The organism is Shinella granuli (genome assembly GCF_004341885.1).
In the GTDB taxonomy this organism is placed as follows: domain Bacteria; phylum Pseudomonadota; class Alphaproteobacteria; order Rhizobiales; family Rhizobiaceae; genus Shinella; species Shinella granuli.
The window spans coordinates 115,650-141,359 of sequence record NZ_SLVX01000009.1 but is presented as its reverse complement, the minus strand read 5'-3'; the positions used below and the strand labels follow the sequence as shown (position 1 = coordinate 141,359).

General features: G+C 64.8%; 22 protein-coding genes. 8 read left to right on the top strand and 14 right to left on the bottom strand.

The window, feature by feature from the left end; translation table 11 throughout:
* Positions 1 to 26 precede the first annotated feature (26 nt).
* Complete coding sequence (locus EV665_RS16350; protein WP_133034902.1) at positions 27 to 1,217, bottom strand: glycosyltransferase family 4 protein; 1,191 nt, start codon at positions 1,215 to 1,217, stop codon at positions 27 to 29.
* 200 nt (positions 1,218 to 1,417) lie between these two features.
* Between EV665_RS16350 and EV665_RS16345 the strand changes: the two genes are divergently transcribed.
* The 4 genes from EV665_RS16345 (at position 1,418) to EV665_RS16330 (ending at position 6,080) form a co-directional block, all read left to right on the top strand.
* A complete protein-coding gene (locus tag EV665_RS16345) occupies positions 1,418 to 2,632 on the top strand; it encodes a polysaccharide pyruvyl transferase family protein (RefSeq protein WP_133034901.1) in 1,215 nt (404 codons plus the stop codon).
* 159 nt (positions 2,633 to 2,791) lie between these two features.
* Positions 2,792 to 4,264 (top strand): oligosaccharide flippase family protein, encoded by a 1,473-nt coding sequence (locus EV665_RS16340; RefSeq protein ID WP_245507740.1) that lies wholly within the window; start codon positions 2,792 to 2,794, stop codon positions 4,262 to 4,264.
* A 3-nt stretch (positions 4,265 to 4,267) separates the two neighbouring features.
* On the top strand, positions 4,268 to 5,239 hold the full coding sequence (locus EV665_RS16335; RefSeq protein ID WP_133034899.1) for a glycosyltransferase family 2 protein: 972 nt from the start codon (positions 4,268 to 4,270) through the stop codon (positions 5,237 to 5,239).
* 169 nt (positions 5,240 to 5,408) lie between these two features.
* The gene (locus tag EV665_RS16330) at positions 5,409 to 6,080 is read left to right on the top strand and encodes a class I SAM-dependent methyltransferase (protein ID WP_133034898.1); all 672 of its coding nucleotides are present in this window, start codon (positions 5,409 to 5,411) and stop codon (positions 6,078 to 6,080) included.
* Between the two features lie 105 nt (positions 6,081 to 6,185).
* Here EV665_RS16330 and EV665_RS16325 read toward each other — a convergent pair whose 3' ends face one another.
* From EV665_RS16325 to EV665_RS16300, 6 genes are all read right to left on the bottom strand, one after another.
* Positions 6,186 to 7,442 carry a polysaccharide biosynthesis/export family protein gene (locus EV665_RS16325; protein ID WP_133034897.1) on the bottom strand — a complete coding sequence of 419 codons (1,257 nt, stop codon included), beginning with the start codon at positions 7,440 to 7,442 and terminating at the stop codon, positions 6,186 to 6,188.
* 12 nt (positions 7,443 to 7,454) lie between these two features.
* Positions 7,455 to 9,641, bottom strand: coding sequence for a GumC family protein (locus EV665_RS16320; protein ID WP_133034896.1), 2,187 nt, complete (start codon positions 9,639 to 9,641; stop codon positions 7,455 to 7,457).
* Between the two features lie 25 nt (positions 9,642 to 9,666).
* Positions 9,667 to 10,377, bottom strand: a complete 711-nt coding sequence (locus tag EV665_RS16315; RefSeq protein ID WP_064334027.1) for a helix-turn-helix transcriptional regulator — start codon at positions 10,375 to 10,377, stop codon at positions 9,667 to 9,669.
* A 191-nt stretch (positions 10,378 to 10,568) separates the two neighbouring features.
* Entirely contained in the window at positions 10,569 to 11,222 is a 654-nt protein-coding gene (locus EV665_RS16310) for a PIG-L deacetylase family protein (protein ID WP_133034957.1), read from the bottom strand.
* Positions 11,219 to 12,031 carry a glucose-1-phosphate cytidylyltransferase gene (locus EV665_RS16305; protein WP_064333761.1) on the bottom strand — a complete coding sequence of 271 codons (813 nt, stop codon included), beginning with the start codon at positions 12,029 to 12,031 and terminating at the stop codon, positions 11,219 to 11,221. The genes EV665_RS16310 and EV665_RS16305 overlap by 4 nt, the downstream gene beginning before the upstream one ends.
* On the bottom strand, positions 12,028 to 13,323 hold the full coding sequence (locus EV665_RS16300) for a class I SAM-dependent methyltransferase (protein WP_133034895.1): 1,296 nt from the start codon (positions 13,321 to 13,323) through the stop codon (positions 12,028 to 12,030). Before EV665_RS16300 ends, EV665_RS16305 begins: the two co-directional genes overlap by 4 nt.
* Before the next feature lie 286 nt (positions 13,324 to 13,609).
* On the opposite strand from EV665_RS16300, the gene rfbC reads away from it, so the two are divergent.
* The gene (rfbC, locus tag EV665_RS16295) at positions 13,610 to 14,140 is read left to right on the top strand and encodes a dTDP-4-dehydrorhamnose 3,5-epimerase (protein ID WP_133034894.1); all 531 of its coding nucleotides are present in this window, start codon (positions 13,610 to 13,612) and stop codon (positions 14,138 to 14,140) included.
* Here the strand turns inward: rfbC and EV665_RS16290 are convergent.
* From EV665_RS16290 to gmd, 6 genes are all read right to left on the bottom strand, one after another.
* Entirely contained in the window at positions 14,132 to 15,463 is a 1,332-nt protein-coding gene (locus EV665_RS16290) for a DUF4910 domain-containing protein (protein ID WP_133034893.1), read from the bottom strand. The two genes, rfbC and EV665_RS16290, sit on opposite strands and share 9 nt — an antisense overlap.
* Before the next feature lie 9 nt (positions 15,464 to 15,472).
* Positions 15,473 to 16,543, bottom strand: a complete 1,071-nt coding sequence (locus EV665_RS16285) for an NAD-dependent epimerase/dehydratase family protein (RefSeq protein WP_133034892.1) — start codon at positions 16,541 to 16,543, stop codon at positions 15,473 to 15,475.
* 109 nt (positions 16,544 to 16,652) lie between these two features.
* A complete protein-coding gene (locus tag EV665_RS16280) occupies positions 16,653 to 17,990 on the bottom strand; it encodes a glutamate-1-semialdehyde 2,1-aminomutase (RefSeq protein ID WP_133034891.1) in 1,338 nt (445 codons plus the stop codon).
* A 153-nt stretch (positions 17,991 to 18,143) separates the two neighbouring features.
* On the bottom strand, positions 18,144 to 18,848 hold the full coding sequence (locus EV665_RS16275) for a LuxR family transcriptional regulator (RefSeq protein ID WP_245337503.1): 705 nt from the start codon (positions 18,846 to 18,848) through the stop codon (positions 18,144 to 18,146).
* 308 nt (positions 18,849 to 19,156) lie between these two features.
* Positions 19,157 to 20,128 carry a GDP-L-fucose synthase family protein gene (locus tag EV665_RS16270; RefSeq protein ID WP_133034956.1) on the bottom strand — a complete coding sequence of 324 codons (972 nt, stop codon included), beginning with the start codon at positions 20,126 to 20,128 and terminating at the stop codon, positions 19,157 to 19,159.
* A complete protein-coding gene (gene gmd / locus EV665_RS16265) occupies positions 20,121 to 21,191 on the bottom strand; it encodes a GDP-mannose 4,6-dehydratase (RefSeq protein ID WP_133034890.1) in 1,071 nt (356 codons plus the stop codon). Before gmd ends, EV665_RS16270 begins: the two co-directional genes overlap by 8 nt.
* Positions 21,192 to 21,448: 257 nt before the next feature.
* Here gmd and EV665_RS16260 point away from each other — a divergent pair, with 257 nt between their 5' ends.
* Genes EV665_RS16260 through EV665_RS16250 form a run of 3 tightly spaced genes read left to right on the top strand, consistent with a single transcriptional unit; the run spans position 21,449 to position 25,112 of the window.
* Entirely contained in the window at positions 21,449 to 22,711 is a 1,263-nt protein-coding gene (locus tag EV665_RS16260) for a glycosyltransferase family 4 protein (RefSeq protein ID WP_162853081.1), read from the top strand.
* A complete protein-coding gene (locus tag EV665_RS16255) occupies positions 22,708 to 23,949 on the top strand; it encodes a glycosyltransferase family 4 protein (RefSeq protein ID WP_133034888.1) in 1,242 nt (413 codons plus the stop codon). Before EV665_RS16260 ends, EV665_RS16255 begins: the two co-directional genes overlap by 4 nt.
* A complete protein-coding gene (locus EV665_RS16250) occupies positions 23,946 to 25,112 on the top strand; it encodes a glycosyltransferase (protein ID WP_133034887.1) in 1,167 nt (388 codons plus the stop codon). Before EV665_RS16255 ends, EV665_RS16250 begins: the two co-directional genes overlap by 4 nt.
* On the opposite strand, the gene EV665_RS16245 is transcribed toward EV665_RS16250, so the two are convergent.
* Positions 25,113 to 25,706, bottom strand: coding sequence for a putative colanic acid biosynthesis acetyltransferase (locus tag EV665_RS16245; RefSeq protein WP_133034886.1), 594 nt, complete (start codon positions 25,704 to 25,706; stop codon positions 25,113 to 25,115).
* Positions 25,707 to 25,710: the final 4 nt, after the last annotated feature.

Below are 25,710 nucleotides of genomic sequence, written 5' to 3'. Positions count from 1 at the left end.
GATCGACATCGGCCGCAAGCGACAGGTCACAGCCGCTCGCGAACCAGGCGCAGCCAGTTCTTCACCGGGCCGGGGAGGTAGGTCCGCAAGCCGGGGCGCAGACCCGAGGGCAGCGACCAGTTCTCGATGGGCAGCGACGGGGCGATCGGCGGGGGATTCAAGGCGGTCTTGCGCAGCGCCTCGGCATAGCGCATCGCCATGCGCTCCACGGTAAAATTCCGCGCCACCTTGCGCCGGGCGCCGGCGGACAGGTGCGCGAGGCGCGGGCGATCGCCATCGAGCGCATGGACGAGGTCGGCGGCCTTCCTCCTGTCGCCGACAGGAAACAGAAGGCCGTCATGCCCGTCGTCGACGACCATGTCCGTGACGCCGCGAAGGGCGGAAGCGATCGGCACGCAGCCCGCGGCCATGGCCTCCACCAGGGCCATGGGCAACCCCTCGTAGCGTGACGGCATGAGGAGGACATCATGGCGTGCCATCAGCGCTGGCACCGCCTGGATGCCGACGGCGCCCAGGAAATCGACCCGCGCCGAGGCGGGCAGGGCCGCCCGGAGGCGGGGCAGGTCCGGACCATCGCCGACGATCGTCAGCCGCGCCGTGCCGGGCGACCGCGCGAAAATCTCCGGCAGCCACAGGACGCCCTTCGACGCATCCTCGATCCGGCCGAGAAACAGCAGGCGAAGGCCCTCAAACCGTAACGTGCGATCCTGCAAAGGAAAATCCTTCAGCGAAACGGCGTTCGGAATGACATGGGTGCGGCCGGCGGGAAAGCCGTGACGGTCGACGAGATCATCCCGGGCGCGGCGGCACACGCAGATGGTCGCGTGCACATGCGGCGCGATGGCGCAGGCCGCGGCATAGGTGCCGGGCGTGATGTTGTGCACGACCATGAAGCGCAGGATCTCGGGCGGCAGGTAACGCACGATGTTGGTCTGGACGCGGTCGCTGAGAACATTGACGACGACACCATCGAAGCCTTCCGCCACGATGGCGTCGGCGAGGCGGCGGGCCGTTTCCCGGTCGTCGGGAAGGGCGGCCGCATCGATCCCGGCGCCCAGGGCCGCCGCGTCCGAAAGCGTGGGGTCGACGCCGCCGGTCCCGTGGCGGAGCCCGAGCCAGCGGAGTTCTATATCGTAGGGCGCAAGCCCCCTGCGAAGCTGCGTGAACACGGTGTAGGTGCCGCCGAGATGCGGGAGGACGAAATAGGCAAGCTTCATGGTCAACCCCCTGCATCCTTTGTCGCTGCACGGGGGAGGCATTGGAATCCGCCCGTTCGTACCGTCACGGCCCTCCTTCGCGACAGCCCTCCGCCGATCTACCCCTTCCGGATGAGGCTGCGGGTCGAAGGGGGGCGTTTTCCGCTCTCCGCCCGGGCGCAATAATCCCGCCGCTATCACGCTCCGGATGGGACCTACGGATGAAGATCGGCCTGCTGGGACAGTTCGGCTCCGGAAACTCCGGCAATGACGGCTCGCTGGAAGCCATGGTGCGCTTCCTGCGCCAGGCGCGGCCCGAGGCGAGGCTGCTGTGCATCTGCTCCAATCCGGCAAAGGTCCGCGACGACTTCGCGCTCGATGTCGTCAGCATCCGCGGGAAGAAGCCGTCAACGGGCCGGTCTGTACGATCGCCCGGCGCCGGCTTCTGGCGCGTGCCCTCCCGGATCGGCAGCATGATCGCCATTTTCCAGGCGCTTGCCGGGACGGAGGTCCTTGTCATTCCCGGCACGGGCATCCTCGACGATTTCCAGGAGACGCCGTTCGGCTGGCCCTTCATCCTCTTCTGGTGGTGCCTCGCCGCCCGTTTGCGCGGCATCCGCATCGCCTTTGTCAGCATCGGCGCGGGACCGATCCACAATACGCTCAGCCGCCGCTTCCTGAAGGCGGCGGTGCAGATGGCCGAATATCGGTCCTACCGCGACGATTTCTCGCTCCGTTACGTGAGGGATCTCGGCGTCGATGTGTCCCGCGATCTTCGCTTTCCCGATCTTGCCTTCGGATTGCGTGCCCCGACCCAAGATCCCGTCGTGGACCGCCGGCCGGCGCATGCCGCCATCGGCGTCGGGGTCATGCACTATCGCGGCTGGAAACGCGGGCAGGCCGATGGGGACGCGATCTACCGCACCTATATAAACAAGCTTTCGGCGGTCATCGGCCGGCTTCTCGAGGATGGCCGGAGGGTTCATCTCTTCATGGGGGACAAGGCGGACGAAACGGCCCTGGACGATATCTTCCAGGGGCTTGCACCACGCCCTGCGGGCGCGAGCCACGCCTTCGTGTCGGTGGCGCGCACGACCTCGCTGGATCAGGTGATGGAAGAGCTCAAGAAGGTCGATATCGCCATCGTCTCGCGCTACCACAACCTGCTCTGCGCCCTGAAGACCGGCCGGCCGGCCTTTTCGCTCGGATATGCGCAGAAGAACGACGAACTGATGGCGACGTTCGGCCGCGCTGCCTTCTGCCAGCATATCGAGGATTTCGATGTCGAGGTCCTGATCGGGCAGGTGCGCACGGCGCTCGCGGACCTCGATGGCGCCCGCAAGGAGATCGAGCAGCACAACGCCGCGATCCGTCGCGAACTCGCCCGGCAGGGAGAGCTTCTGCTGTCGGGCATATTGAAGGAGCGGTGCGCCTGACACCGTACGCCTTGAAGGGGAGGGCCCAGGCTAAACGGACAGGTGGTGTGCACCGGCGGCGGGCTTACGTTACCCCGTCACTGTGGAGTGAACCGACATGAGATGCAGTTCCGAAAATGCAGCGCCGCCGGCCCGCCGGCGCCGGAAAGTGTGACCCGCATGGTTCGCCGCGCCTATATCATGGCATCGCTGGAGCAATATCTCGCCCTGCTCATCAATTTCGCGGTCCTTGCGACCGTGGCGCGACTGCTCACCCCCGGCGAGATCGGCGAGGCCGTCACGGGGCTGGCCATCGCGGTGGTCGCCTTCTCGACGCGTGAATTCGTCACGGCGGAGTTCCTCATCCAGCGCCATGCCGTTGACCGGGAGGCCGTGGGCACGTCCCTGACGCTGCAGGTGCTGTGCAGCGCCGCCGTCGCCCTCGGTCTCGGTCTCGCCTCCGGCCTCATCGCCGGCTTCTATGGCACGCCCGACCTTTCCTTCTTCCTGCTGCTCGCCGCCGTCGCGGGGTTCACGGAGGCCGTCGCCCAGCCCGTCATCGCCATCCTGCGCAGGAACATGAGCTTTGGCGCGCTTGCGGCGATCCGCACTGCGGTGTCGCTCGTCAACGGGCTGACGACCATCCTTCTTGCCGTCCTCGGCTTCGGTCCGATCAGCTTTGCCTGGGGCTTGCTGGCGGGCGCGATGATGCTCGCGGGCCTCTCCGTCATGCTTTCTCCCGTGCCGACGCGGGAATTCTTTCGCCCGGGCCTCTCGCGCTGGCGGGAGGTCCTTGCCTTCGGCGCCTTCAAGGGGGCGGCGCTGGTGGTGGAGCGTATCCAGGAGGCCGTGCCGCAACTGATCCTCGGCCGGCTCACCTCCATGACCGCCGTCGCACTCTACAACCGCTCGAACGCCCTTTGCGGCGTGCCGGACCGCATCATCATGTCCGCCTTCTACAGCATGGCCTTCCCGGCGCTGGCAAACAGCATCCGCGAGGGATACGACATTGAGAAAACCTATCTTCGCGTGCTGGCCTATCTTTCGGTGCTCTACTGGCCGGCCGCCATCATGGTTTGCCTTCTCGCTCCGCAGATCGTGCGGATCGTGCTCGGCCACCAGTGGGAAGAGGCCATTCCCGTCGTGCGGATCCTCGGTCTTTCCGCGGTCTTCTGGGCGCCGGCGATCGTCACGGGACCGCTTCTCCTGGCACTTGGCCAGAACCGCGACGCCTTCCTCGCCAGCCTGGTTTCCCGCGTCTTTGCGGCGTCCGTCCTTTGCACCGCCAGCCTCTACGGGGTGATCGCCATGGCGCTCAGCCAGTTCATCGCGCTTCCGGTCCAGACGGCGGTGGGCTTCTTCTTCGTACGCCGCCATATCCCCTTTTCCCTGCGCGCCCTCGTTGCGGCGTTTGCGCCGAGCGCCATCGTCACCGCCTTTGCCCTTGCAGGCCCCTTGGCGCTTGTCATCTCCAACGAGCAGCCGCAGTCGGACCTCCTGTCCTTCGCTGCGGCCACCGTCCTTGCCGCGATCGGCTGGCTCGCCGGGCTGCACCTCACGCGCCATCCCTTCCTTGCCGAAATACAGATCGGGCTGCGCCTTGGCCGCAGCCGCATCGAACGGCTGCGGCGGCTCCTCGCCGCAGGGGCCTAGGTCATGGCGAGCGTCGATGTCGTCATTCCCAACTACAATTACGGCCGGTATCTCGAAGCCTGCGTGACGAGCGCGCTGTCCCAGGAAGCCGCCGCCGTGCGCGTCCTCATCGTCGACAACGCCTCGACGGACGACAGCGTGGCGATCGCCCGGCGCCTTGCGGCTGCGGACCCGCGGGTGGAACTGCTGCTTCGCCCGGAAAATCTTGGTCCCCACGCCTCCTTCAACGCCGGCATAGACTGGGCGCGCGCCGACTATTTTCTTCTCCTCTTTGCGGATGACTTTCTCGTGCCGGGCGCACTCCGGCGGGCAACCGCGGTCATGGAGAAAGACCGGGCGATCGCCTTCTGCTACGGACATGCTGTCGCGATCCGCGACGACGCGCCGTTGCCCGAGGTCGCGGCGCAGCCTGCTTTCCCGACGGTGGAGCTGATGTCCGGCCGCGCCTTCATCGAGCGTTTCTGCTATCTCGGCGTCTTCCAGATACCAGGCCCCTCCATTCTCGTGCGCACCAGCGTCCAGCAGCGCACCGGCCACTACCGGACCTCCCTTCCGCACAGCGACGACTACGAAGTTTGGCTGCGGCTTGCCATGCACGGTCCCGTTGCCGCGCTCGATTGCGTGCAGGCCGGAATCCGCACCCACGCCGCAAACCGTTCGACGGACCTGTGGACGCATCAAAGCCTGCATGTCCTGCACACGGCGGCGGCGGCGGAGAGCTTCTTCCACCATGAGGGTCGATGGCTGGACGGGGCCGAGGCGCTGCGCAAGCGCGCCCGGCGCGGTATCGCCCAGCGCGCCTACTGGTCGGCCGTGTCCCATGCCCTGCAGGGAAATGCGGAGGCCTTGCGACTGCTGAACGTCGCCTTCCGGCTGTCGCCCTTCACGGCGCTCGTGCCGCCCCTCGGCTATCTCCTGCGGCGTCGCGATATGATGCCGCGCGTCCGCTCGCTCCTTGCCAGGGCGCTGCGCTAGCGCCGGTTGACGGGAACGACCTGCCGATGCTCTCGCGACAGGGCGTAAGCCTCCTATACGTTCGGTGGAGGTTCTACCCCATACAGTCGCGTTAACACCGTCGGAACGGTTTCCTATAGTGTCGGTTACGGGCGCTCAGTCTGTCCGGCCTTGCCTCACGGGGGAGAACATGACCGTTTCCGACGCAGCCGCCGTTTCCGAAAAGAACGCCTATTATGACACGTCCTATTTCGACAAAACGTTCGCGCACCAGCGCTACGCGGCCTATTTCGATCGCCTGAAGTTCGAGAAGTTTGTCGGCCCGTCGGATCGCGTGATCGATTTTGGATGTGGCGGCGGCTACATACTCTCCGGCCTCGATGTCAGGGAGAGGGTCGGCGTCGAGATCAACGAGGCGGCCGCGGCGGCGGCGCGCGAGAACGGCATCCAGGTTTTCGACAGTATAGAGAAGATAGAGGAAGGCTGGGCCGACATCATCATTTCCCATCATGCACTCGAACATGTCGACGACCCGCTCGCCATGGTGCGGTTGATGTTCACCAGGCTTCGCGCAGGTGGGCGGATCGTGCTCGTGACGCCGAGCGAAACCTTCAAGATGCGCTACCGCGAGGACGACCCGAACTTCCATCTGTTCACATGGTCGCCCAGCAATCTCGGCAATCTGCTGAAGCGCGCCGGTTTTACGGAAATCAGCGCGTCGCCAATCCATCACCGCTGGCCGCGCTACTGGTGGGTTGTCGGCCCCATCGTTGGCAAGAGGGCAATGAACCGCATCTGCACCGTCTACGGACGGCTCATGACGGGGATCAGCCAGGTGAGGGCCGTCGGCTACAGGCCTTGAGCGTGTCGCTCACCATTGACAGGCGTTCCGGGGCGGTGAGCCACGGTTCGCTTCCGCCTCCGGAATAATTTCCAGCAAACGTGTGAAACGGTTTCGCGCCCCGGCTCATCGGCGGGCGATGTTCGCCTCGTCCAGGATGATGCTCACGCGAAGGATGTCGCCCGCCAGCACCGGGTCGGTCTGGCCGACCTCGACTTCCTGGTACTTGCCGTCGAGCATCCGGATGGCGGAGAAGCGGAAGGCGGCCTGCCGGCTGCCATCCTTCTTCTGCAGGGCGATGCCTGCCTCCGCCATGGACTGGATGTTGTAGGCCATCTTCCGGCGCAGGCGCAGGATGTCGATGTTCACCTCGCGCAGCTCGGCTGCCGCCTCGCCGCGGCGCTGCCCGCGCAGCGATACCAATCGACCGTCGATCAGCGTCAGGTTCTGGCGCGCCCGCGCGAGGAACGAGCCGAACTCCAGGACGTCGCGGTTGGTGGCGGATATTTCCCGCTGTTTCTCGCGAAGCTGGGTTTTCGAGGTGAGGCCGCGCTCCACCATGGCGCTCGCCACCTTGACGTCCTCGTTGAGCAGCGCAAGCTCGCCGTCGCGCAGCTTGCCGCTCTTTTCCAGCGTGTCGATCTCCTCGACATAACCAACCCGCTGCCGCTCCAGGCTGCTCAATTCGGCATCGAGCGAGGTGCGCCGCATTTCGAACAGCGTGCGCTCGGCCTCGACCACCTGCTGGACGACGCGGGCATCGGGCGTTCCGATGTCGTCATTCGCCACATAGGTGAAAGGCCGCCCGTTGAGTTCCGCCTCGAGGCGCGCCCGCTTCACGTCCTGGCCGAGAAGCTGCACGCCCAGATCGGCATATTCCTGCCGGAGGCCGGTAAGGCGCGCGGAACCGCTTTCGCCCTCCGCAAGCGCCTCCTTCTGTCCTCCGCCGAGCGCGAACAGTTCAAGCGCGATCATGCCGGGGTGAAATTCGTATTTGCCGGGCTTCTGCACCTCGCCGACGATGTAGACGGGTGCGTAGTTCTCCACCACCACCGCGACGGAGAGATTGGCGATATGCACCTTCAGCCCGTCGTCGATGATCGCGCGGACCTGCTCGATGCTCTTTCCCCCCACGGGGAGATTGCCGAGCAGCGGATAGCCGATCGTGCCGTCCGCGCCGACCGGAAAGGAGCCGCTCAACCCGGTATCGCCATAGACGGTGATGCGCAGCACGTCGCCGCTTCCCACCGGATATTCGGCGCCGGCCGCCTTGTCCGGACCGCTCGAAACGGCAAGCAGCAGGGCGCCGAGGACCGCGGCCAGGCGGATGGTGCCTCGTCGACGGCCGGCGGCAGTGGGAATGGCCTCTTGCGCTTTCAGCATCTGTTTCAAGCCTCACATTCCGGCAATCGACGGCATGTCGACGGCCGCATCGGTTCGTTTTCTGCCTTCATTCGCGGCCTGGAGATCCTTGGTCGGGCTCGCCCGGCGTTTCAATGTGCCGCGCGAAGCCTCGTTGATGACCAGACCGTCCACGACGATACCGGCCGCTGCGGCCTTGCGCAGGCCGCTCATCGCCTGCAGGAGGTCGCTGCCGGCAGGGATGACAAAGATGGTCGCATCGACCAGCGCCGACACGAGCAGCGCCCCCGACCCGCTCCCCACCGGGACGGAATCGATGACCACCGCGTCGTAGGTCTGCTTGAGCGTACCAAGCAGCCGGGCGAAGGACTCGTGGCCGAGAACGTGTTCGGCCGGGCCTTCCGCCAGGTCGGCACAGACGAGATCGATGCCCGATCCGCCGTCGTGGCGCAGGATGTCGTCAAGCGAAATGCCATCGCGTGCGGCAACGAGATCGACGAGCGTGCGCCCGGGCTGGATGGAAAACTCCCGCGCCACCGCGGGGGCCAGCAGGTTCGCGTCGAGCAGGACGGTTCGCAGGCCCGTTGCCGCCAGCGACCGGGCGAGACAGGAGGCGATGAAGGTCTTTCCCTCGCGAGGGCCGGCCGACGTCACCGAAACCGTCAGGGCGTTGCCGGCGCGGGCGGAGAGCCGCAGGCGCCCCTGCAGGTCGGCCACCGCATGGGCGAAGGGCGCATGCCCCTGGCAGATCAGCTTGGCGATGCCGGTCCGCTGGTGCTGCGAAAGCTCGGGAATGCGCCCGACGATCGGCACGCCGGCATGTTCCTCATAGGCGGTCGACCGGCGCAGGAAGACGGAGCGCAGCTCCAGAAGCACGGCGGCGAGCAGCCCGCCGGCGAGGCCGAAGACGATCCCGGCGAGCAGCCAGGTCGCAGCATCGGGGCCTGCCCGCGAGGATGGCGGCATCGCCTTGGAGATGATCCGCGCCTCCGCCATCGCGATGCCGTCCTGCTCGATCGTCTGCTTGTAGCGGGCAAGATAGCTCTCGTAGATCGCGCGGTTCGCGCTCGCCTCGCGATCGAGCTGGTCGGCCTGGACGATCGCCTCGTTCGCGATGGACATCTCGGTCTGCATCTGCTTGAGGCTCGCTATGAGGCCGGCCTGCTGACGCTTGGAGACCTCGATCTCGTTGCGCAGGCTCTCGACGATCTGGTCCACCTCCACCGCGATCTGCGCCTGGATCGTCTCGAGCTGGGACTTCAGCTCGGGGATCTGCGGGTTCTTGACCGCACCGCTCTCGCTGATCGTCGCAAGCGAGCGCTTGAGGCGCGACTCCTCGGTGCGCAGTTGCTGGATCGCCGGTGAGTTCAGGACCTCCGACAGAGTGAGGCCGCTTTCTGTCTTGGAAACGTCGAGCGCGGTCTCCAGCCGGGCGCTCGCGCCCGCGACCTGTGCCCTCAGCTTCGCCAGCTCCGTGTTCAGCCCGGCAATCTGCTGCGAAAGCAGGGTCGTGCCGCCCGACTTGACGATGCCGGATTTTTCGCGGAACTCGGTGGCCGCATGTTCGGATCGTTCGAGCTCGCTGCGCAGGCTCACCAGACGGGTGCCCAGCCAGTCGCTGACATGCCGCGTCGCGGTCGTCTGCACGTCGACCTGATAATCGATATAGGCCTCCGCATAGGCATTGGCGACGATGGCGGGAAATTCCGGGTTCGCACCGCTGAACGAGATGTAGATCGTATAGGACCGGCCGTCGTTGGCGACGCGCACGCCGGAGAGCAAGTGATCGACCAGAATGCGATCGTCGATGGCCGGGTGGAATCTCGGCTCGGCGGTCGTTGCCGCCGAGGAGCCGGCGCCGGTCTCCCCTGTCAGCCCCAGACCCCTGGCGACATCGACGCCGGCCGCCCGGAGCTGCGTCAGGACCTTTTCGCCCATGGACCTCGAACTGATGATGTCGATCTCGGTGCGCAGTGCCGGGCTTTCCTGCGGCAGGGGCGAGACGACGGATTCGGTGGGCAGCGCCTGGAACTTGCGCACGTCCAGCGCCAGCACCGCCTCGGCGAAGTAGCGCGGCGGCTGGTCCAGGTAACCGACCGTCGAGCCGAACATGCCGGCCGCCAGGAAGGCGAGGATCAGCCATTTGCGCTGCAAGACAAGCGATACCGCCCGAGAAACGGCAAGTTCCTCGGAGACGCCAGGGTTCCCCGACACGATCATGACACTATTCCTGTTGCGGGGCGTTCTAGACCCGGTCGAGATGATGCTCGGCGTCGGGCAGGAGGTCGCCGACCTTGCATGCGACCTCGGTGCGGTTCGTGGCGCCGAGCTTCTTCATGATGTTCCTGATATGCACCTTGACGGTGCTTTCGCAGAGATTGAGTTCCCGTGCGATCATCTTGTTCGCCTTGCCGCGGCGCAGCGCTTCGGCGACGGCCGTCTGGCGTACCGTGAAGGCGGAACGGATCGCCTTGCGGGCAACGAAGCCCCCGACGAGCCCGCGCATCGCAAGCACGCTGCTTGCCGGCACGAATTGCCCTCCGGCAATCGCCAGTCCGATCGCCTCGATGCACACGTCGATGTCGACGGAACTTGGAATGAAGCCATGCACGCCGAGATCGATGGCCTGCAGCACATGGTCCAGCGTCTGGCTGTTGGAGAGCACCACGACCGGCACCGGCTCCAGCGTCGTCACGAGCTGGGTGATTTCCTGGCGAACCGAAACATCCGTGATGTCGTTGCTGCCGATGTTGATCAATGCGACCCTGAGGGTGCCGAGCGTCGACTTGCATTGCTGCCAGCTTGCGATGCCCGAGAAGGTGAAGATGCTGATGCCGATCTGGTGGGAAATGAGACTGTTCGCCAGGCATTCCCGGTCGAGGTTCCGTTTGTCGAAGATCGCCAGGTAATCGTTTGCCGCGTAGGTTTGCGACGGATACTCAACTCGCTCGCTCACGGCCTCCCGCCGCTCGACGCCGAGCGAGTTCCGTGATCGAAAGATATCGATTGACTGCCTCTCCAAAAATGTTTCGTCTTTCGCCATGGTATCCCTCGCTAACTCCTGGTTCGAAATCCGAGTCCTGATCTATTTCCGCTTGTGCCTCGCTCCGCTTTATTAGCGTTAACGTTTCGTGAAGGTGAATCCACTTAAACGAGAGCCAATTTTCTTACAGTAAACGCCTCCGCGAACAGCGAGGGCGAACGGCATTCCATTCCGCGCATGCGCGCAACGCCTCGAAACACGTCCTCGTGGAACCAGTCCTTCGATCTTTGCGTCGCAAAATGCTCCATGAGCAGGTCAATCTTGCGCTCGATCATTCCCGGCAGCAGCGGCACATAGGTGTTGCGCTCCGTGAAGTCCCCGTCCCATTTCGGAACCTCGTATTCCAGCACGAGGTGGTCGCGGAAGACATTCGTGGTCAGCCTGTTCAACTCCTGATGGTCCTGATGCGCATCGAAGCGGCTATGCGTGAAGATCACCTCCGGCTCCACGCGCGCGCGCAATGCCAGCAGGAACTGCTTTATCTCGCGGCTCTGGCTCGGAAAGTAGCTGTCCTCGAAGCCGCAGACCTCCACCACCGCGGCGGCAGCGCCCTCGAGAAAGGCGGCCGCCGAACGTCGGGTTTCCAACGCGCGCTCCGGCGTTGCGCTCAGCACGCACCAGTAGACGTCGAGCTTCACGCCGGCCGCGATCAGGCCGAGGATCGTGCCGCCCGCTCCGATCTCGATGTCGTCGGCATGCGCGCCGAGGCAAAGGATCTTCAACGGGTGCCCGGCGGAGGCTATCGACAGCGTTTTCATGAACGGCCTGCCATCCGAAGGCTGGAGACCCGGCCGGCCGCCGCCCGGCGCACCCACGGCATCTCGCCGCGCTCGACCATTTCCTCCAGCACCTGCCAGTCGCGCAGCGTATCCATCGACCGCCAGAAGCCCTCATGCTTGTAGGCCATCAGCATGTCGTCCGCGATCAGCCGCGCGAAGGGTTCGAGCACCAGCTCCTCACCCTCCCGCATATAGTCGAAGATCTCGCGGCGCATCAGGAAGTAGCCGCCGTTGATCCAGATTTCCGATGTGTCCGACGAGCGGAACTCGACCACCCGGCCGGTCGCGTCGATGTCGGCGAGATGATAGGTCAGCGGCGGCCTGACCGCGAGGAAGCAGGCGATCTTGCCGCTGGCCTCGAAGCGGGCGACCATGTCGTCGAGATCGACATCGGTCAGGCCGTCGCTGTAGTTGGCGAGGAACATTCGCTCACTCATCACATGGTCGCGCACGGCCCACAGGCGCTCACCGATGTTACGCCAGATGCCTGTGTCGATCAGCGCCACGCGCCATTGCTCCTGCGCCTCGCCAAGAAGTTCGACCCGGCCCTCGCCGGACACCACGCAGTCCGAAAAGGTTTGCGGCCGGCAATTCAGGAAGAATCCCTTGATGACATCCGCCTTGTAGCCAAGGCAGAGGGTGAAATCGTCATGCCCGTAGGAGGCGTAGTACTGCATGACGTGACGCAGGATCGGCTGGGTGCCGAGCGGGATCATGGGCTTGGGGATGCTTTCGGAATATTCCCGGATGCGCGTGCCCCGGCCACCGCAGAAAAGCACGACCTTCATGACCAGGCCTCCGAGGGATCGATGATGCTGACATCGGGGATCGGGACGATGAATTTCGCGCCCCATTCGCCGACATGGCGCATCTGGGCGACGATCTCGTCCTTGAGGTTCCAGGGCAGGATCAGGATGTAATCCGGCTTGTGCCGGTCGATCGCGTCGACGGGCAGGATGGGAATGTGCATTCCCGGCGTGAACCGGCCATGCTTGTAGGGATTGCGGTCGACGGTGAAATCGAGGAAGTCCGTGCCGATGCCGCAATAGTTGAGCAGCGTGTTGCCCTTGCCGGGGGCGCCGTAGCCGCAGATGCACCCGCCGCGCTCCTTCACGCCGATGAGGAAAAAGAGCAGGTTGCGCTTGGCCTTGCGGGCCCTGGCTGCAAAGGACGTATAGGCCTCCACCGTATGGAGCCCGGCGCGTCGTTCCTGTCCCAGGAGGTCGGCGACGCGGGGGCTGATCACGCTGCGCGCGCCGGCATGGCCGAGATAGACCCGCAGCGAACCGCCATGGGTGGGCAGTTCCTCCACGTCGAAAACCTCAAGGCCGTGCAGCCGCGCGGCGATCTGCACCGTGAGCAGGGAGAAGTAGGAGAAATGCTCGTGGTAGATCGTGTCGAACTGGTTGTGCGCCAGAAGCATCGCGACATGGGGAAATTCCAGCGTGATGACCCCGTGCGGCTTGAGGATGCGGTTCATGCCGGCGAGGAAGTCGTTGAGGTCGGGCACCTGCGCCAGAACGTTGTTGGCGGCGATCAGGTCTGCCTGCTGGCCGGCCGCGACCATGTCGTCGGCAAGCCGCCGCCCGAAGAAGGCGATCTTCGTCGGCACGTTCCTGGCGATGGCGGCCTTCGCCACATTGGCGGCCGGCTCGATGCCGAGCACCGGAATGCCGCGCGCCACGAAATGCTGGAGCAGGTAGCCGTCATTGCTGGCGACCTCCACGACGAAGCTCTCGCCATCGAGGGCGAACCGGTCGATCATCCCTTCGCAGTAGCGTTTCGCATGCGCCACCCAGCTCGTGGAGTAGGACGAGAAATAGGCATACTCCTCAAAGATGCTTTCGCGGCTGACATACTCCTCCAGTTGGACGAGCATGCATTCTTCGCAGACACGGACATGGAGCGGATAATATTCCTCCATGCGTCCGAGCTCGTTTTCCTGACGAAAACTTTCGCAAGGCGGCGACATGCCGAGATCAACGACAGTATGGTTCAGTGCCGTACCGCACAAACGGCAGCTCGGTTTCAAGGAAATATCGGATGCGTACGAAAGCGAAGGACTAATCTGCGAGCTCATCTACCGTCTCCACAGAAAATTCGACAGAACGGGAACGAAAAGCTGAACGTGAACAGCTTTCCAAATTGAAATCGTCTCTTGGCCCACTGTCAGATTAGGCGAGTGGTACGGCAGTTACGATACTGCCATGCGAACAGACACCCTGTCTGAAAGGCGTAGCATTTCGAACCAGGGGGTAAGATTTTCCTAACTATAGGCCGGCCGGCCCGCCAGAATACGTCGGAAGCAGCACTTGGCAGCACCATCGCATGCGGCAGGATAGCGCGTCCCCGGAAGGGAGGATGTCATGTTGTTCGCCCAAACTGATCTCGAAGGCGTATGGTTGATCGGGTCATGTCCCGTTGCGGACGAGCGTGGTTCCTTCGCGCGAACCTTCTGCGTCGACGAGATGGAGCAGCATGGGCTCGAGCACCATTTCGTGCAGCACAGCCTTTCCCGCTCGCGGCAAAGGCATACGCTTCGCGGCCTGCATTTCCAGGAGGAGCCGCATGGCGAGGTGAAGCTGGTGTCCTGCCTCAAGGGGGCGATCTGGGATGTCGCGGTCGATCTGCGGCCGCGGTCGCATACCTATCTTCGCTGGACGGCGGCGGAACTTACCGAGCAGAACATGCGGCAACTCTATATTCCCGAGGGGTTTGCGCACGGCTTCCTGTCGCTCACCGAGGATGTCGCGGTCGGCTACCTCATATCGGCGCGCTATGAACAGGCGGCAAGCCGCGGCCTCCGCTACGACGATCCGGCGCTCGGCATCGACTGGCCGGCCACGCCCTCCGCCATGTCGGACAAGGACAGGAACTGGCCGTTGCTCTCAGGCTGACGGCCCCGCATCGGCCAGCAGCCCGCCGGCCTTCAGCCGGGCGGCGGCCTCGGCGATATCGCGGAAGGGCAGGCCGGAACGGCGGGCGATATCGAGAAGGGTATGAGCGCCATCCGCCAGATTGAGGACCCAGAGGTAGCCCATCGTGACATCCGAGGTAACCTTGTGCCCGCCGGTCGCCGAATAGAGCCCGCGCCGCCCGAGCTGCGGCTCGCCTTTCGGCGAAAGGTTCAGCGGCAGCCAGTCCCCCTCCAGAACCTCCACGATATCGAGGATCATCCGGAAGGAGGATGCCAGGTGTTGCGGCTGCACCAGGTCCAGGTTGTCGGCCGAGGTATGGTATTGCGGGAAGGAGCCGAAGGCGCTGCGTTGCAGGAGGCCGACCGGAAGGTTGAAGCCCGGCGAGCAGAACTGGCGTTCGTCATAGCCGAAAGGGCTGAAATCCACCGTGGCAACCCGCCGCCCTTCGCAGCGCACGGCATCGACCGCCCGGTCGATGACCGCGTCACCGCGGCGGCTGCGCTTGTAGACCGGACCGCCGCCGTCACCGATGCAGGAGACGACCAGGCCGTGATCGATGCGGCGCGTTGCCTCTTCATTTGCGGCCAGCCAGCAGAGCGCCCCTATGGTGCCCGGCGCGAAGAGGAAGCGGTAGCCGAAACGGTTGCGCCGCCGCGCCAGCGTTTGCGCAAGAAGGGCCAGAACAGCAAGGCCCGAGCAATTGTCGTTCGCCAGCGAAGGATGGCAGATATGGGCGGAGAACAGGACCTCGCGATCCGTTTCGCCCGGCAGGAAGACCTCGCCATAGGTCAGCGCCCCATCGGCAAGCTCCGTATCGATGAAGACCTCGTACTCCTCGTCGGGCAGGGCGAGGTAGTCGCGATGGGTCATGCAGAAACCCCAGTCGCGGCTGTAGTAACTGGTGCGGTAGGGGATCAGGTCCGGCTGGTCGGGCAGCGTGTGGAGATGCGGTCTCAGCTCTTCCAGCGACAGGCGGCGCAAGACCGGCTCGCTGTAATTCATGAGATGGAGGTTCGAGTCGGCGAAATCCACCACGGTCCGGCCGTTTGCCGTGCGCAGGAAGGCGCCGCGCACGGTCCATTCCTTCGGCACCGTCCAGTCGAACACCTGCGTGCCCGTCGGCACCTCCCGCACCGCGATGTCGACATGCTCCGACAGGATGGCGAGGGTTTCGCGCACGCCGTTGCCGGTGATGCTTCGGCAGATCGGAAAGAGCCGGGCGACGAGCGCAAAAAGCGCGCGGCCCGGATCGGCCGTGTCGCCCGGCAAGGCTCCGGGGGGAAATCGTGTGGCCTCGTTCATGCCATCGCCTCAAACGCGGATTTCCCGCATGGCGGCCGGGCTGCGAACCGCGGGGCGCCAGCGCAGGTCCGGGTCGATCGCGCCGGTTTCGAGGAGCTGGCGGATCTGGCTGATGCGCTGGTAGCGCGGCCCTTCGAACTCCGCGAGGCTGAGCCCGGCGCTGCTGTAGGCCGTATAAAGCTGGCGCGCGCCGGCGACCACGTCCCATTGCGGCCGAAACGCCGGCAGAACACGGGCGATCTTGCCGAAGTCGACGCGGTAGGAGCGCGCGTCCGGCCCGGCTTCCTGTGCATATTCCAGCCGGCATCCCGGGACGATCCGCGCGACGACGTCGGCGATCTCGCGGATCTGGTAATTGTGCGCCGTCTGGCCGACATTGAATGCCTCGTTGAAGACGCTCTTCACCGGCGCTTCGAGGGCTGCGAGGAAGGCGCGCGAAATATCCTCGACATGCACGATCGGCCGCCAGGGCGTGCCGTCCGATTTCAGGAGGATGAGGTGCTGCGTCACGGCCCAGGCGACGAGGTTGTTGAGAACGATGTCGAAGCGCAGCATCGGCGACAGGCCGTAGGCGGTCGCGGGGCGCAGGAAGACCGGGCAGAACCGCGCATCCGCAAGTTCGGCGATGTCGGCCTCGGCCCGCACCTTGGAAATGCCATAGGCAGAGACGGGATTGAGCGGCGCATCCTCGTCCACGAGGTCGGCGCCGGCAAGGCCGTAGTTGCTGCAGGAGGAGGCGAGGAGGAAGCGGGACACCCCCGCCTGTCTCGCCGCGCGCGCGACCCGCACGCTGCCCCTGTGGTTGATGTCGTAGGTGACCTCGGGATCGAGATTGCTGAGCGGATCGTTCGAAAGGGCGGCGAGATGGATCACGGCGTCGAAGCCGTCGAGGTCGCGGGGGGAGATATCGCGCACATCCTTCAGCACGGACGGGATATCGAACATCGCGCCGCCCGGCGTATAAGCGCAGTGCCGGTAGAGCCCGGCATCATAGCCATGCACGTCATGCCCGGCGCGCAAGAGGAAGGGCACCATCACGGCGCCGATATAGCCCTGGTGTCCGGTCACAAGCACCTTCATGTCGAAAACCCCCATCTGATGTTCGCGGATGGTAGGCGCGGGGTGTCGCGGCCGCGATTGAGGACAAAGACGGCGCCCCCTGCTCGAACGGCGCAGGCGCCGCGATACCCTACTCCTTTCGGCTGTTGTAGCGACGGAAGACGACCTCCGAGGGCCGGCCCACGAGGTAGCGTTCGACCCCTTCTTCCAGCGCCAGCCGATAGATGTGGAGGGCTCCGTCGAAGGCATCGACGGTCTGGTCTATATCGTCGTCGCCGTGCGAGTAGCTCACCACCAGCGACGGGGCGAGCACGCCGCGGCGGATCGTTTCCTGAAGGAGCAGGGTGCGCAATGCCTGCGAGGGCTTTCCCGTCGCATCCCGCGTTCCATAGGACAGGCAGGCCGGGTGCCCGACGACATTGACATGGCGTTGCAGGCCGTGCCGGGCGATGACCTGGTCAAGCCCCGCCTTCAGCCGCAGCCCCTGGCTGCGCAGATGCTCGATGACGGGCTCCTGCGCATAGACATGCATGGTGGCGATCGCCGCCGCCATGGCGTGGGTCTCGGCGCCGTGCGTCGTCGACAGCAGGAAGACCCGCGGCTTCTCCACCTGCTCGATGCCGCCGAGCACCATGTATTCCCGCTGGCCGGCAAGGGCCGAGATGGCAAAACCGTTGCCCAGCGCCTTGCCGAAGCAGGAAAGGTCTGGCTGCACGGCGTAATGCGCCTGCGCACCGCCGCGCGCCCAGCGAAGCCCGGTGATCATCTCGTCGAGGATGAACAGCGCGCCGTTGTCGTGGCACAGGTCCTTCAGGGCCTGGAGATAGCCAGGCTCGGGATCGTCGCCACGCGAGGCCTCCAGGATCAGCGCCGCGATGGCGCCGGGATGACGGGCGAAAAGCGCGCGCGCATCGTCAAGGTCGTTGTAGCGGAAGCCGAGCGTCAGGTTGCTGACGGCCTTGGGAATGCCGGCATTCATCTCGGTCGTGCCGATGAACCAGTCGTCCGTCGAGAAGAACGGATGATCGCTGCACCGCGCGATGAGGTCCCGCCCCGTCACCGCCCGCGCCAGGCGCACCGCCGCCGAGGTCGCATCCGAGCCGTCCTTGCAGAACTTCACCATGTCGGCCGTCGGGATCATGTCCAGGAAGGTGGAGGCGCATTCGACCTCGATATGAGAAGGCCGCGTGAAGTTGCAGCCAAATTCGAGCTGCCGCATGACGGCATCGAGCACATGGCGATAGGCATGGCCGAGGCCGACCGCCCGGTTGCCCATGCCGTATTCGATATAGCCATTGCCGTCGACGTCCCAGACGTGGCAGCCGTAGCCGTTGACGATGAAGCCGGGGGAGAGCACGGGATACTGGTCGTCTCCCTTGGCATAGGTGTGCGCGCCGCCCGGAATCATCGAATGCGCGAGGTCGCGCAGCCTGTTCGAATTGTCGAAATTCTGGATGAACCCGGCCATTGCGCAGCCCCCGCTCGGTCTCCTAGACCTATCACCGCAGGGGTAGCGCGCCATCCAAGTCCTTGGGATAGACGGGCTGGCCGATAGGGGTAGGCCCGTTCGCCTTCCGCGATTTCGGACACAGAGGCGCTCCCCATGTCGGCTGGAAATGCCCTAGCTGAACAGCTCGTTGAGCTTGAAGATGACCTCCGTCCGGTTGTGGACCTTCAGCTTCTTCATGATGTTGCGGATATGCACCTTGACCGTGCTTTCCCTGAGGTCGAGTTCGTAGGCGATGATCTTGTTCGCCTTGCCCAGCTTGAGCATGGAGATGACCTCCTCCTCGCGGCTGGTGAAGACCTCGGCCCGCTTGCGCTCCTGCTGGTCGGCGACGGACATCAGGCGGCGCAGTTCCGGCAGGCTCTCGGTGGAGATGAAGATACCGCCCGACAAGGCGAGCGAAATCGCCTTCACGCAGACGGCGATGCCGACTGCCGATGGAATGAAGCCCTTGACGCCGAGATCCAGCGCCGTCAGCACCTGGCGCAGGTCATGATTGTCGGACAGGATGATGACCGGCAGCTCGGGAAACTTCGTGACCAGCATGCGGATACTGTCCTCGATGCCGGACTCGGTGAAGTCATGGCTACCGAGGCTGATCAGAAGGCCGCTCGATTCTCCGGAATATTTCGCCATCCACGCGTCGATGGAATTGAACAGCACGATCGTCATGTTGAGACCGTGCGACACAAGGCTTTGCGACAGGCACTCGCGGTCGAGCGCCCGCTCGTCGATGATGTCGAGCACCGGCGCCCGGTAGAGCGACGGCTTCACGTTGACGGACGATGGGAAAGGGGAGGACGGGATCGCCCCGTTCAAGCCCTTTCCGATGCCAGACCCGATTATTCCCCTGACTTCAGTCACAGCGAAACTCCTGGTACATCACGCTTAACGTCGGGAATGTCTGGCCGCCGCGTCACATCTCAAAACAGATGCAACGTCAAAATTGAGTGTGACAAAAGCGGTTTTCCAGCCTGTCGGCCGCCGTCGCTTTCCCGTATTTGTCCATTTTCCACTATACATCACCAGAACGCGACCCGAATAGATTCGGAAAATACGTAAATATGGCAATTATTTAGTGTGAATAGTATTATGATTAATCATGAGTTGCGCAAGGCGACACCATTCTAAGGATAATCGTGCCGCCCTTGCACGCTACGGCTCGTCTTCTTCCATCGGTCGTACAGTTCCTCGATGCCGGCCCTGAGGCCGATGCTCGGCGACCATCCGAGCGCGCGAAGCCTGGAGCAATCAAGGAGTTTTCTGGGGGCGCCATCCGGCTTCAGTGTGTCGAAAACGATATGGCCGCGGAAATCGACGATGTCGGCAATGAGGAAGGCGAGCTCACCGATCGCGATCTCCTCTCCGGAGCCGATATTGATGGGCTTCGGGCTCTCATACTGCTTCATGAGGAAGACGCAGGCATCGGCGAGGTCATCGACATGGAGGAATTCGCGCCGCGGCGTGCCGGTGCCCCAGACGACCACGCTGTCGCGATGGGCGATCTTCGCCTCGTGCATCTTGCGGATCAGCGCGGGGATGACATGGGAATGATCGAGGTCGAAATTGTCGTTCCGGCCGTAGAGATTGGTCGGCATGACGGAGATGAACCGGTGGCCGTATTCCTCCGCATAGGCGGAAGCGAGCTTCATTCCGGCGATCTTGGCGATCGCATAGGCCTCGTTGGTGGGCTCAAGGCTTCCTGTCAGGAGGGCCTCCTCGCGGATCGGCTGCTCGGCATGTTTCGGATAGATGCAGCTTGAACCGAGGCACATCAGCTTCTCGACGCCCAGTTCCGAGGCCGCCTTGATGACATTCACCAGGATGAGCACGTTCTCGACGAGGAATTCGGCGGGATAACGGGCGTTCGCGCTGATGCCGCCGACCCGCGCGGCGGCTATGAACACCGCCTCGGGCCGCGCCTTTCGCATCCAGTTCGCCGTATCGGCCTGGGAGGTCAGGTCGACCTCGCTGCGCGGCACGGTCTGCAGATCGCAGTTTTCGTCCTCCAGGCGGCGCAGGAGCGCCGAGCCCACCATGCCGCGATGGCCGGCCACCCAGACGCGTTTTCCACGCAGATCATAGGGACTTTCATCCATGGAGGTCATTGCGACCCTTCTCCCTCATCATGACGTTCACGTCCGACATCACCATCTCCGAAACGAGATTGCTGAAGGAAATCGTCGGGCTCCAGCCGAGCCGGGCCCAGGCCTTGCCCGGGTCGCCGAGCAGGAAATCCACTTCGGCGGGCCGGAAATATCGCGGGTCGATCTCGATGAGGCGCTCGCCGCTCTTGCGGTCGTAGCCGACCTCGTCGACCCCATGCCCTTCCCACACGATGGTCCGCCCGACGACGTCGAAGGCGCATTCCACGAATTCGCGAACGGTGTGGACCTCGCCGGTGGCGAGCACATAGTCGTCGGGCGCATCCTGCTGCAGGATGCGCCACATGCCCTCCACATAGTCCTTCGCGTGACCCCAGTCGCGCTTGGTCTCGAGATTGCCGAGATAGAGCTTGTCCTGCATCCCCCACTCGATCGCCGCGACGGCGCGCGTGATCTTGCGCGTCACGAAGGTCTCGCCGCGCCGGGGGCTTTCATGGTTGAACAGGATGCCGTTCGAGGCATGGAAGCCGTAGGCCTCGCGATAATTGATCGTCATCCAGTAGGCGTAGAGTTTCGCCGCGGCATAGGGGCTGCGCGGGTGGAAGGGTGTATCCTCGCGCTGCGCCGTTTCCCCCAGCCCACCGAAGAGCTCCGAGGTCGAGGCCTGGTAGTAGCGGCAATCCGCTCCGAGCTTGAGGATGCGCATCGCCTCCAGGATCCGCAGGGTGCCGAGCGCGTCGGTGTTCGCCGTATATTCCGGCGTCTCGAAGCTCACCTGGACATGGCTCTGCGCACCCAGATTGTAAATCTCGTCCGGCCGGACCTCCTGGATGACCCGGCAAAGGTTCATCGCGTCGGTAAGATCGCCGAAATGCATCTGGAAGCGCGCGCCGGGCGTGCGCGGATCGACATAGAGATGATCGACCCGGGCCGTGTTGAAGGATGAGGACCGGCGCTTCAGGCCATGCACATGATAGCCCTTCTCCAGCAGCAGCTCCGTCAGATAGGAGCCGTCCTGGCCGGTTACGCCGATGATCAGGGCTGTCTTGTTGGTCATGGCTCGCTCCCCGTCTCAATCTGCGAGAGTTAGCGAGCGGACACCGGATCACAAGGTGACCGTTCGAGCAGTGCGATGCGTTTCTCCTCCTCCGATCAGGCGATGGCCGCCGAATGCAAACCGAAGGTTTATGCTCCCCCTGCGGAAGGCTTAGGGCGGATAGGGGAGCCGGATGCTCCCTAGCGCCTTTGGAGAGCTTGCCGGATGCGGCACGGCTGGCAGGATCGTACACTCCAGAATTGAGGGCGGGCGCGATCATGCGGGTGATTTTCGTCAATCGGTATTTTCATCCCGACCAGTCGGCGACGAGCCGGATGGTCTCCGCCCTTGCCTTCGGACTGGCGCGGCACGGGACCGAGGTCGCGGTTGTCGCCAGCCGCAGCCGCCATGACGACCCGCAGAGCGCTCTTTCCGGCAAGGAAACCCATGCCGGTGTCGGCATCGTCCGGCTCGCCACGAGCCGCTTCGGCCGCCATGCCCTGCCCGGGCGCGCCGTGGACTACCTCTCCTTCCACGTCATGGCTTTCATCTGGCTGCTGCGCCATGTCAGGCGTGGCGATATGGTCGTCGTCTGCACGGATCCGCCGCTCATCTCGCTCGCCTGCGGGTTGCCGGTGCGCCTGCGCGGCGGCCACATGATCAACTGGATCATGGACCTCTTCCCTGAAACCGCCGTCGAACTCGGCCTCTTTCGCAGGGCACCCTTCCTCGGCCGGCTCGCCGCCCATCTGCGCGACCGTTCGATCGCGCGGTCGCGGCTGAGCATATGCCCGACCGAAAGGATGGCGGATTTCCTGCGCCAGCGCGGTGCGCCGGCCGATCGCGTCAAGGTGCTGCACCACTGGTCGGACGCCGCCGAGATCCGGCCGGTCGCGAAAGACCGAAATTCCCTGCGCGCCGCCTGGGGCTACCAGGAAAAATTTGTCGTCGGCTATTCCGGCAATTTCGGCAGGGCCCATGAATTCGCCACCTTGATCGATGCCGCCACTTCGCTGAAGGACCGCACGGATATCGCCTTCCTGATGGTCGGCGGCGGCTACAAGCTGGCGCCGGTCATGACCGCGGTGCGCGAGCGTGGCCTTACGAATATAACGTTCAAGCCCTTGCAGCCGGCGGAGCGCATCGCCGAAAGCCTCGGCGTGCCGGATCTGCATGTTGTCTCCCTGCTCCCCCATCTCGAACATTGCATCATCCCGAGCAAGTTCTATGGCGTTCTCGCCGCCGGCCGGCCGACGCTCTTCATCGGCGATCCCAAGGGCAGCGTCGCCGCTGTCATCGACGCGCATGGCTGCGGCGTCACGGCCACCATTGGCGAGCCGGAGCGACTGGCCGGAACGATTGCGTCGCTTGCTGCCGCGCCGGAGCGCGTGGCGGCAATGGGTGCGAAGGCGCGGGCCCTGCTGGAAACGGACTACGCCTATGACCGCGCGCTCGTCAGTTGGCGCACCCTCTTTCACGCGCTCGCCGAGGATGATGCGCTTCCCGCACGATCCCGCATCCTGGAGGAGGAGCCGTCGTGAACGAGACGATCGTCGTCAGCCAGCTCGGCGCCCGCATGCACTATGCCGTGCCCCGGATCCTGGCACGGGAAGGCCAGCTCGGCCATTTCTTCACCGATATCTGCGGCACGAAGAGCTGGCCTTCCCTGCTGCGAAAACTGCCGCCGGCGATGTTGCCGAAGGCTGTGCGCCGCCTCACCGGACGCATCCCGAGCGGTGTTCCCGCCGAACTCATCACGGATTTCCCGCTGTTCGGCCTCAGATCCGGCATTCGGCGGCTTCGTGTCGAAAACGACATCGAGGAGATCTCGCACGCTGTCTGGGCCGGCAGTCATTTTTCGACGCTCGTCGCCGGCTGTGGGTTTCACGATGCGGCCGGCCTCTACGCCTATAGCGGCGACGCGCTGGAGCAGATGCAGGCGGCCAAGCGCCAGGGCATGTGGACCGCCGTCGAGCAGATGGTCGCGCCGCGCGCCGTACTGGAGCGCATCCTGGCGGAGGAGATGGGCCGCTTTCCCGACTGGGCCGGGCCGCCGAAGCGAAATCCTTTCGCCGACACGCTCGCCGAGCGCGAACGCGCCGAATGGCGGATTGCGGATTGCATCGTCTGCCCGTCGGAATTCGTCCGCGATCATGTCGTTGCAGAAGGCGGGCCGGCGGAGCGTTGCGTCGTCGTTCCCTATGGCGTCGACGCCGAGGCGCGGTTCGGCGCGGCGGGCCGCACGCCCGGGCCGTTCCGTGTGCTCACCGTCGGCGAGGTCGGGCTGCGCAAGGGGTCGCCCTATGTGCTCCAGGCTGCCGAGCGCCTCGGCGCGGCCGCGCGTATCCGCATGGTCGGCCCCGACCGCCTGCCGCCCTCCCTTCGCCGCAGGCTGGGTCGCTCGGTCGAATTGAAAGGCATCGTGCCACGCCAGCAGATCGCCGCCGAATACCATTGGGCGGACGCGTTCCTGCTGCCCTCGCTTTGCGAAGGCTCGGCCACGGTCGTCTACGAGGCGCTGGCGGCCGGCCTTCCGGTCATTACCACCTACAGCACCGGCAGCGTGGTGCGCGACGGCGTGGAGGGCCTCATCGTGCGCGAGCGCGATCCCCAGGCGATCGTCGAGGCCATCCGCCATCTCGCCGACAATGAGGATACAAGGGCGCGCATGTCGGAAAACGCCCGGCGCACCGCCCGGGAGAACACGGTCGAAAAATACGGCCGCCGTCTTCTCGATGTGCTCACCCACCTGCATGCGCGCCATGGCGTCGTGTCATGAAGATCGTGCACGTCATCACCTCGATGGATCCGGACAAGGGCGGGCCGCAGGCGGTGGTGATGCGGCTCGCCGCCGCGCAGGCAAATCTTGGCCATGACGTCCAGGTCGTCAGCCAGGCGGACCGGAACGTCGTCGCCCGCATGGCTGCGCTCGGCCGGCTCATCCCCGGCTTCGAACGGATCAGTTGGCATCTTCTTCCCCCGCCGGGACGCGTCGAGGAAATCCTCTGCCGCAAGGCGCGCGGCTTGCTGGGCCACGTGCTCGCCGATGCCGACCAGTTGCATCTGCATGGCGTCTGGGAACCGATCCTCGTTTCCGCCGCGACCATCGCACGGCGCATCGGCCTTCCCTACTGCGTCTGCCCGGCGGGCATGCTCGATACGTGGAGCCTCGCCCAGAAGCGCTGGAAGAAGCGGCTGGCGTTGGCGCTCGGCTGCCGCCGGATGCTCGACAACGCCGCCTTCATCCACGCGCTCAACCGGGACGAAGTCGACCTGATGCAGCCGGTGGGCCTGCGCGCTCCGGCCGAGATCATCCCGAACGGCGTCTTCATCGAGGAGTTCGAACAGCTTCCGTCGCCGCGACCGTTTCTCGATTTGATTGCCCGGCCGGGCGGGCGGCGCTACGTGCTCTTCCTTTCCCGGCTGCACTACAAGAAGGGGCTGGACCTGCTGGCCCACGCCTTCCGGCAGGTGGCCGCCGAATGCCCCGACGTCGATCTTGTGGTCGCGGGGCCGGATGGCGGTGCGGAAGACGATTTCCGTACGCTGGTGCGGCGCTTCGGGCTGGAGAAGCGTGTCCTGATGGTCGGGCCGCTTTACGGCGAAACGAAGCTGCAGGCGCTCGTTGCCGCCGCCTGCTTCTGCCTGCCGAGCAGGCAGGAGGGGTTCAGCATCGCGATCACCGAGGCGCTCGCCTGCGGCACGCCCGTCGTCATCACGCATGCCTGCCATTTTCCGGAAGTGGCGATCGCCGGTGCGGGCGTCGTCACCACGCTGGAGCCGGCGGAGATCGCCCATGGCATGATCGAGATCCTGGAGAATACCGGCGCGGCAGAGAAGATGGGAATGCGCGGGCGGCACCTGGTCTTCGAGAACTACACCTGGCCGCGCATCGCACGCCTGACGACCGGCCTCTACGAAGCCTATGCGCATGCTGCGTAATCAGGCGGCGTCGTCCTCGTGCCGGCGGCCGGCGACGGCGCGGGCCGGATTTCCGACATAGACGGTCCAGGGCGCAAGCGGCTTCACCGCCACCCCCCGCGCGCCGAGCACGGCCCCTTCGCCCACCACCGTTCCGGGGCCGACGAAGGCCTCCGCCGCGATCCAGCACTTGCGCCGTAGCACGATCGCTCGTGACACCAGCGGAAAGCCCGCCCGATGGATATCGTGCGTGCCGGTGCACAGATGTGCGCGCTGCGAGACGATGGCCAGCGCCTCCAGCGTCACCGGCGCGACATTGTAGCAGATCACGCCCGGCCCCATCGAGGCGTTGGGGCCCATGATGAGATTGCCCGGCCACCAGATGGAGGTCGTGCCATGCACGATGGCCGTCGGATCCAGCTTCGCCCCGAACAGGCGCAGCAACCGGTTGCGCCAGGGATGGAACGGCGAGGGCGTCCAGGCGGCAAGGCATCGCCATGCGATGAGCCATGCCAGCCGCATCAGCCGGAAACGCAGCGCGAAGGTCGGCCCGCCGAGAAGCGGTGAGACACAGGTCACGTCGTCGAAACGCGGATCGTCATAACGGGACTTCATGGGG

What these genes read in the sequence shown, in the direction of transcription:
- EV665_RS16330 (WP_133034898.1), top strand. Translation starts at nt 5,409, where the DNA reads ATGACCGTTTCCGACGCAGCCGCCGTTTCCGAAAAGAACGCCTATTAT.
- EV665_RS16270 (WP_133034956.1), bottom strand. Translation starts at nt 20,128, where the DNA reads ATGGATGAAAGTCCCTATGATCTGCGTGGAAAACGCGTCTGGGTGGCC.
- EV665_RS16250 (WP_133034887.1), top strand. Translation starts at nt 23,946, where the DNA reads ATGAAGATCGTGCACGTCATCACCTCGATGGATCCGGACAAGGGCGGG.
- EV665_RS16285 (WP_133034892.1), bottom strand. Translation starts at nt 16,543, where the DNA reads ATGAAGGTGCTTGTGACCGGACACCAGGGCTATATCGGCGCCGTGATG.
- EV665_RS16335 (WP_133034899.1), top strand. Translation starts at nt 4,268, where the DNA reads ATGGCGAGCGTCGATGTCGTCATTCCCAACTACAATTACGGCCGGTAT.
- gmd (WP_133034890.1), bottom strand. Translation starts at nt 21,191, where the DNA reads ATGACCAACAAGACAGCCCTGATCATCGGCGTAACCGGCCAGGACGGC.
- EV665_RS16345 (WP_133034901.1), top strand. Translation starts at nt 1,418, where the DNA reads ATGAAGATCGGCCTGCTGGGACAGTTCGGCTCCGGAAACTCCGGCAAT.
- EV665_RS16340 (WP_245507740.1), top strand. Translation starts at nt 2,792, where the DNA reads ATGGTTCGCCGCGCCTATATCATGGCATCGCTGGAGCAATATCTCGCC.
- EV665_RS16300 (WP_133034895.1), bottom strand. Translation starts at nt 13,323, where the DNA reads ATGAGCTCGCAGATTAGTCCTTCGCTTTCGTACGCATCCGATATTTCC.
- EV665_RS16290 (WP_133034893.1), bottom strand. Translation starts at nt 15,463, where the DNA reads ATGAACGAGGCCACACGATTTCCCCCCGGAGCCTTGCCGGGCGACACG.
- EV665_RS16260 (WP_162853081.1), top strand. Translation starts at nt 21,449, where the DNA reads ATGCGGGTGATTTTCGTCAATCGGTATTTTCATCCCGACCAGTCGGCG.
- EV665_RS16310 (WP_133034957.1), bottom strand. Translation starts at nt 11,222, where the DNA reads ATGAAAACGCTGTCGATAGCCTCCGCCGGGCACCCGTTGAAGATCCTT.
- EV665_RS16280 (WP_133034891.1), bottom strand. Translation starts at nt 17,990, where the DNA reads ATGGCCGGGTTCATCCAGAATTTCGACAATTCGAACAGGCTGCGCGAC.
- EV665_RS16305 (WP_064333761.1), bottom strand. Translation starts at nt 12,031, where the DNA reads ATGAAGGTCGTGCTTTTCTGCGGTGGCCGGGGCACGCGCATCCGGGAA.
- EV665_RS16350 (WP_133034902.1), bottom strand. Translation starts at nt 1,217, where the DNA reads ATGAAGCTTGCCTATTTCGTCCTCCCGCATCTCGGCGGCACCTACACC.
- EV665_RS16320 (WP_133034896.1), bottom strand. Translation starts at nt 9,641, where the DNA reads ATGATCGTGTCGGGGAACCCTGGCGTCTCCGAGGAACTTGCCGTTTCT.
- EV665_RS16325 (WP_133034897.1), bottom strand. Translation starts at nt 7,442, where the DNA reads ATGCTGAAAGCGCAAGAGGCCATTCCCACTGCCGCCGGCCGTCGACGA.
- EV665_RS16245 (WP_133034886.1), bottom strand. Translation starts at nt 25,706, where the DNA reads ATGAAGTCCCGTTATGACGATCCGCGTTTCGACGACGTGACCTGTGTC.
- rfbC (WP_133034894.1), top strand. Translation starts at nt 13,610, where the DNA reads ATGTTGTTCGCCCAAACTGATCTCGAAGGCGTATGGTTGATCGGGTCA.